This is a genomic window from Lysinibacillus sp. NPDC047702, from assembly GCF_050272555.1.
Lineage (GTDB): Bacteria > Bacillota > Bacilli > Bacillales_A > Planococcaceae > Lysinibacillus.
This window is the reverse complement of record NZ_JBNNMG010000066.1, coordinates 23,809-30,147: the sequence shown is the minus strand read 5'-3', so window position 1 is coordinate 30,147 and position 6,339 is coordinate 23,809. Positions and strand designations below refer to the sequence as shown.

At 27.1% G+C, this 6,339-nt stretch carries 4 protein-coding genes; all 4 read right to left on the bottom strand.

From position 1 onward, the window contains the following. Positions 1-262: 262 nt before the first annotated feature. The 4 genes from ACQKIM_RS22915 to ACQKIM_RS22900 are packed head-to-tail and all read right to left on the bottom strand — an operon-like array spanning position 263 to position 6,139. Entirely contained in the window at positions 263-2,245 is a 1,983-nt protein-coding gene (locus ACQKIM_RS22915; protein WP_427548420.1) for an Eco57I restriction-modification methylase domain-containing protein, read from the bottom strand. Beyond that, on the bottom strand, positions 2,242-3,723 hold the full coding sequence (locus ACQKIM_RS22910) for a hypothetical protein (protein ID WP_427548418.1): 1,482 nt from the start codon (positions 3,721-3,723) through the stop codon (positions 2,242-2,244). The genes ACQKIM_RS22915 and ACQKIM_RS22910 overlap by 4 nt, the downstream gene beginning before the upstream one ends. A gap of 13 nt (positions 3,724-3,736) precedes the next feature. Further along, positions 3,737-5,365 (bottom strand): hypothetical protein, encoded by a 1,629-nt coding sequence (locus ACQKIM_RS22905; protein WP_427548416.1) that lies wholly within the window; start codon positions 5,363-5,365, stop codon positions 3,737-3,739. Between the two features lie 6 nt (positions 5,366-5,371). Further along, complete coding sequence (locus tag ACQKIM_RS22900) at positions 5,372-6,139, bottom strand: hypothetical protein (protein WP_427548415.1); 768 nt, start codon at positions 6,137-6,139, stop codon at positions 5,372-5,374. Positions 6,140-6,339 lie beyond the last annotated feature (200 nt).

The window sequence follows — 6,339 nt, the reverse complement described above, 5'->3', positions numbered from 1 at the left end:
ATGTTCAAAATAGCCAGCTATCTGAAAAAAAACCAGATAGCGGGCCATTCGTCGTGCGTACCGAGAAGGTGCGCTTTTTTATATTTCGGGCTTACGATTAAAAGGATGCTGCAAACGTTAATTTCATAATAGAAAAAACCCACACATTTTGAAAAAAGATTGATCAAAATGAGTAAGTTTGAGTTTGGATTGATTTTAGTTTTTATAAAAAAGTTTGATTTAAATTTTATCCAGTGTTATCCATGTACCATATAAATTATATTCAATCACAAAATTCTTCAATTAAACTTCTATCTTTAGAATGAACTTTATATATTTTGTATACAAGGTCATTCAAATTTTTCTCTAATTCTATTTGATTATCATCAAATTTTAATAAATCATTTACTATACTAACTAGCTCATTATAAAATTTGGAGTTTTTTTGAAAAACTATAGGGTATTTCTTCATGGTAGAGGCTTGATATCTATATTTATTAGATTGTAAGTGTGTAGAATTCAAATTTCTATGAACGAAATTTAACAGTTTACTATTTAATATTCCTAAAAGGTATTTATAATCATTTAAATCATATCTATCTTTTAAAGTTATTCCATAAATAGTGCCATTATAAAAATATCCTTCTGTATCTAATGAAAAACTATTGTATGAAGAAATTTCTGGAGTTAAGATTTTTATACCTTTAAAAAGACTAAATGAACGTTGATTCCAATGTTCAAACCATTTTTTATTAGGATGATTTATAAAATAACTTCTTGAACTTAACTCCTCATAATACCTTAATAAATATTGTTCAACCTTTGGGGATTTATCAAGTGACATCACTACAGAACGTCCATTCTCATCTAGATATGGATATAAAACATAAGATTTGGACCACTTATATCTCCATTTATCCAAATCTCTTCCTCTTAAAAGAAATTTAATAAATTCAACTTCGACATTATCACCGGAAATAAACTCCTTATCAATATCTTTTATAAACGCTTTATCAAATGTAGTTTGTAAACCTATTGATATCTTATCAATCATATCATTTAACAATAAATTTGAATTTCTTTGAATTTTAACAAGTATATCTTCTCTGCTTGAATTTCCATATCTCCACTTGTCTTCATAAATTAGTTGACCTAAAAATTCTTTTTTTATCACGTTCAATTTTTCACTCACAGTGAAACACTGAGTTAAGTTATCCCCATTAATTTTAAGTGATTTATCAAAAAAATAGATTGCCGATAAAACAGCTGCTTTGAATGGAAATATGGAACTTAAATTATATACTGTTGTTAAATGCGCATTTTCTTCTATGAATTCCCTTATATTGAGCCCATACTGAGCCTCCATAAATTTATCTGAACATAATATAATAACTTTTCCCTTTGGTCTAGCAAGTTTTAAACTCTTTTCAATAAAAAGAGTATATAAATCAAATCTCCCAGAAGCTGAAAAATAATTATTTTTTAATTGCTTACGCATCTCTACATCGATTAATTGATATCTTAAAAATGGAGGGTTAGTAATTACTAAATCGTATTGATTATCTTCTAAATACTCATTTACGGTCAATAGACTATCCAATCTATAAACAGGCAAAGCAATATCGGGATTTATTTCTTTTTGATAGAAAACTATTTCCATTAAAAATCTTAATTTAGTAATTAAGCAGGGAATCTCTTGAACATCAACTCCTATAAGAAAATTACTACTTGCTAACCTATTAATTAAGGTATTATTTTCCTCGTAATTACCATCTCTTAAAAAATTACTTAAGATTCTTACAAGAAAATTCCCTGACCCACATGCCGGGTCAATAATTTTACTTTCTTTAGAAATAGCTGTTTTAACCTCATCAATAATAAATTCTACTAAAGTATTTTTTGTATAATGTTCCCCCATCTTTTTCCTATGTTCTTTTATTGAAAGTTTCATATAAATATTTCCAAGAATATCTTCAGTAGTATATGATGGGATATTTTTTTTTAACCATTTATAATATTTAAATAAATTCGGATCTTCTAAATCTATTTTTTCAAATACTCTTTTATTTAAAGAATTTATTGATTCAACCTTTAATTGCTTAAAACAAATTTCTGTACTTGATTTTTCCCATTCATTTAATTTTATGTATTTGGAACAAAACGAAATACAATATAATAAATAAAAATTCTCTAAACTTTTTAAGTTAAAAGTATTTATTTTTTTCAAAAAATCTACGGTTTCTTCTATATATTTTTTATCTTTCATATACAAATCCTATTTATTGCACTAATTATTTTTGTTTCTAGCAAGTCGATTTCTGTGCTAGAACATAAAATGCATAATTTTTCAATTAAATCCTCTTCCTCGCCCCATTGCACTACACTTTCTTCAATATCTTGTTCTCCTTTGTCAAAATAAGCAACAGCTATAAAGCCCGAAAAAATATTTGCATATTTAGTAGATATCTTTTCTGTTATATCTTTTCTTACTGTTGAGAATTCTGCTGCATTTCTTTTTGCTTCTACAGCTATAATGTATTCAGATTTTTGCTGAACGTTTTTTACCCTCAACAATAAATCTATATCCCGAGAACTTTTAATAGGTTTCCCAGTCCTAATAAGATCAAATTGGTAGTCAGTTACTATTTCAATTATTTCTATACCGTTTTCAGCACTATTAATTTTTTCTTTTACATTCTTAAATATAGATTCTACATACTCTTGATGCCAATATGCTCTAACATAATGCAATAAATGTTCAGGAGGGGCATAGATACTTTCAATAGTATTTAATTCTTGAATTCTCTCAGGATCTGATTTATCTCTTTCCTTAAATACTACCCCTAAATTAATATCAATCCATAGGTTATGTTCTCCAAGATTGTTTTTTAAAATCCTATTATACTTTTGCAAAAATCTCGTAATACCATTAAGTGAGGCTATCTCAGCATAATTCTCTTCATTTAAATATCCTTTATCTAATAAACACTTCAACAATAACCGTATTTTACCATCGTCATCATTAGCTTTACTCATTGTAAGGAAAGACTTCATTAAATTATTTTGGCAGATATGTTTCTTATGTTCTCTATAACCTTGAGAAACCTCTCTTTCGAACAATAACTTCCAATTAATATTATCTTCCCATTCAATTTCATCAAATAAAGAGCTCATTTCTTCTGTTAAATATTTCAACAAATCAAAATTAAAAACTTTAATTGTCACTTTTAGAGTTTTTCTAAATTTCATGTATCCAATAAAGGCAATTCCTAGATCTAAAGTTTTCAAAGTAAAAATAGCTATATTTTCGCAACGAATATTATGTAATAAAGGTGTTTTTGAATAATTTTCTTCATTATAATCAACTTTCTTGATTAAATTAATTTCATTATCATATTCCGCTATTTCACTATCTGAAACCCTTGCCAAATATGATACAAATTCATCTTCATCAATTATTGGGTTCTTAATTTCTAAGTCAAATAAAATTTCACTTACCTGTTCAACCTCTAATTCTACTAACCCTTCGTCTGTATCTGGAAGGTACTTGTTAATTTCCTCCGTGAGCTTCTGTTTAGTCTGTTCTGAGATGTTATTAGTACTATCTAAAATTATTATATTTTTGATGATATACTTATAGCTTATCTCCACTTTATTAAGAATTTTTTTTAACTCATTGAGTGGAATTTCAATATCTTCTAAAAAACTAAGTTTAATTTGAAGCCACTGAGTTTTTCTATCCATCACTGCCACTCCTCTAAACTTCTAACTTATTTTTAACACTATCTAAATTTATCATTAATTCCTCTGTTAAATTATGCTCTTTTGCATTTTTATAGGATAGTAAAGTGTATAATTCCATCTCAGTGATAGGTAACATATAAATATCTCTATTTAGATTTCCCATTTGAATAACAGATTCCGACTCTATTTTTTTCTCATAAATAAAAATAGTTTTCAAATTCTCTTTCTCACTTAAAATATCCTTATATTTGATACATTTACTTAAATTATTCAACAATGCTTTACCATTCGTAGCAGTTGATATATACAATAGTCTTTTTTCTTTTTCTTTCTCTACATATAAAGTAGCGCCAATTTCATTATCTATATTCACTCTCTCAAAATTAAATTCTAATAATAGCTCCTCAAAACCACTCTTTAAAAGACCAGGCTTAGCATTGTGATGAGCGCTTTCCCATTGCTTTTTTGAATTCTTAATAAATTGTTCAAATTCCAATCTATCATCTATAGAAACCCCTAAAGTCTGTTTATTCATCCTTAAATCATCCATAATCATAAGCATATTTTGAATGGCTTCTCTATAACTCATAGATTGAGAGGTTACTCCTCCTAATCTTTCAAAAAAACGTTTTCTCATTTCAGATTCATTATTAATATTTATATTATAACTAAATGCAACATTATACCTTTCAGCCAATTCTGTGAATAATTCACTGAATTCCTCTTGATTAGCTGGATTAAATTCACTAAGCGTATTAATATGATGTTTGATTCTTGTCCAAATAGCAGATTCTTCGCCATCCATTTTCTCCCGTAATAAACCTTCTGATTGTTCTGTTACTGCCGTTAATAGAACGACTTCACCAGGATCAAACTGTACCGCTTTATCAATATATGCTTTATAACTAGTAAAGAAATTTCTTCTTGCTGCTGGCGTTAATGCTAAGTATGAATGTTCAAATTCATCTAATAAAATCAACAGAAAACCTTCTCTAGTCTTGTATTTAAGAAAGAACTCAATAACATTAATATAATCGCGGTCTGCTAAATTTCTAATCCCTAATTTTATAATTTCTGTTCGACCATGAGAAGCTCCTAAAATTCTAATTGCTGCATTTTTCTTTTTTGTGTTTTGCTGAATTTCAAATAATAATTTTGCCAAATCATTTGAAATGCTGTATTTAGTACATAACTTTGCTATCACTTCATCTTGTTCGCCAATAGTTTCCTCTGAAAAATCTAATACTAAATGCTTTAGAGCTTCATTAAAATCCTCATAATAATTTTGAAATAATTTAGCTACAATCATTTTTATAAAACTATATTTTACTACACTACTCTCTTGTACTTGAAAGCTAACCATATAAAAGTTTTCATTTTCACCTATTCTTGATTCTAACCAATTTAAGAAGTGCGTCTTTCCCCCACCGAATTTGGCTGTTAAAATAATTTGTTGAAATCCATGCCCATCTAAACAATCTAAAAACCTTTGTGTTATTCGTTGTTTTATTTCTTGTTGATTAACAATAAATGTTGGATTAGCTGGTGGTTGTGAATTTTTCATTCCATTAATTTCTTTAATTATTAATCTCTTTTCATATGGTTTTTCATTTTTAAAAAGATTTTCTATAAATTCTTTCATTACAATTTACCTCCTCGGGTCTAAAGATTCTTTAATTTTTAGGTAATAGAAATTACTATGATTAAGTTTGACAAAGCCTTTTATTGCGAAAGCATTGCTTACAGATGAGAATGACGTTTTAGGTGACAGTAAAGGATCCGAATATAATTTATTTAACATATATTCAAAGCAGTTTTTTTCTTTAATATTTTCCTTCAGTTCAGCTAAAGTTACATTTACATTATATTTATTTTTTGTATGACTTAAGTATATTGTTTCTAATATATTTAAATAGTCCATATAGTGCTCATATTCTTCAAACGGATTATTCTCAGTAGACTCTTTACATATATTAATGAATCTTGTGATTCCATGTAATTTTTCTCTGTTAGTTGATAATTTCCCTTCTTCATATCCAAGTTCATACAGATGTAATAATAATTGGGGTTTAGACAAAGTATTTTGTGGATCTATTCTACATATATCTTTACAAATTCTAAATAAATCTATTTTTTTATAAGACAAATAAATCAGTAAATCAGATAATGGTTTTTTTAAATCTAAATACAATTGAGTTTCCCAACTTAATGTAATACCTTTACCACCTTCAATAATTCCCAGTTTGCTTAATTCTTTAATAGTTATATTAGTTCTAGATGGACGTTTACCTAAAAGGGTACCTACAAATTTTTTTAACTCAAGCACAGAAATAGGTTGTGTTTGTTCTATATAAAATATGATTTTTTCTAATACCTTTGTATCAGGAGGGAACTCATATAAAGGGAAAATATTCATTTAAAAACCTCCTAGATGTTTATCGATAAATCAATCTTATCGATAAACATGATTACAGTCAAATTCTTTTGTATCATATTATTATGTGCTCTTAAATCACTACCTATACTAACAAAATAAAATTATATAAAAAAATCTCTATTTAAATTTTATCTCTGAAATAACAGTTATTCCCCAACTACACTAAACTAAAAATACTT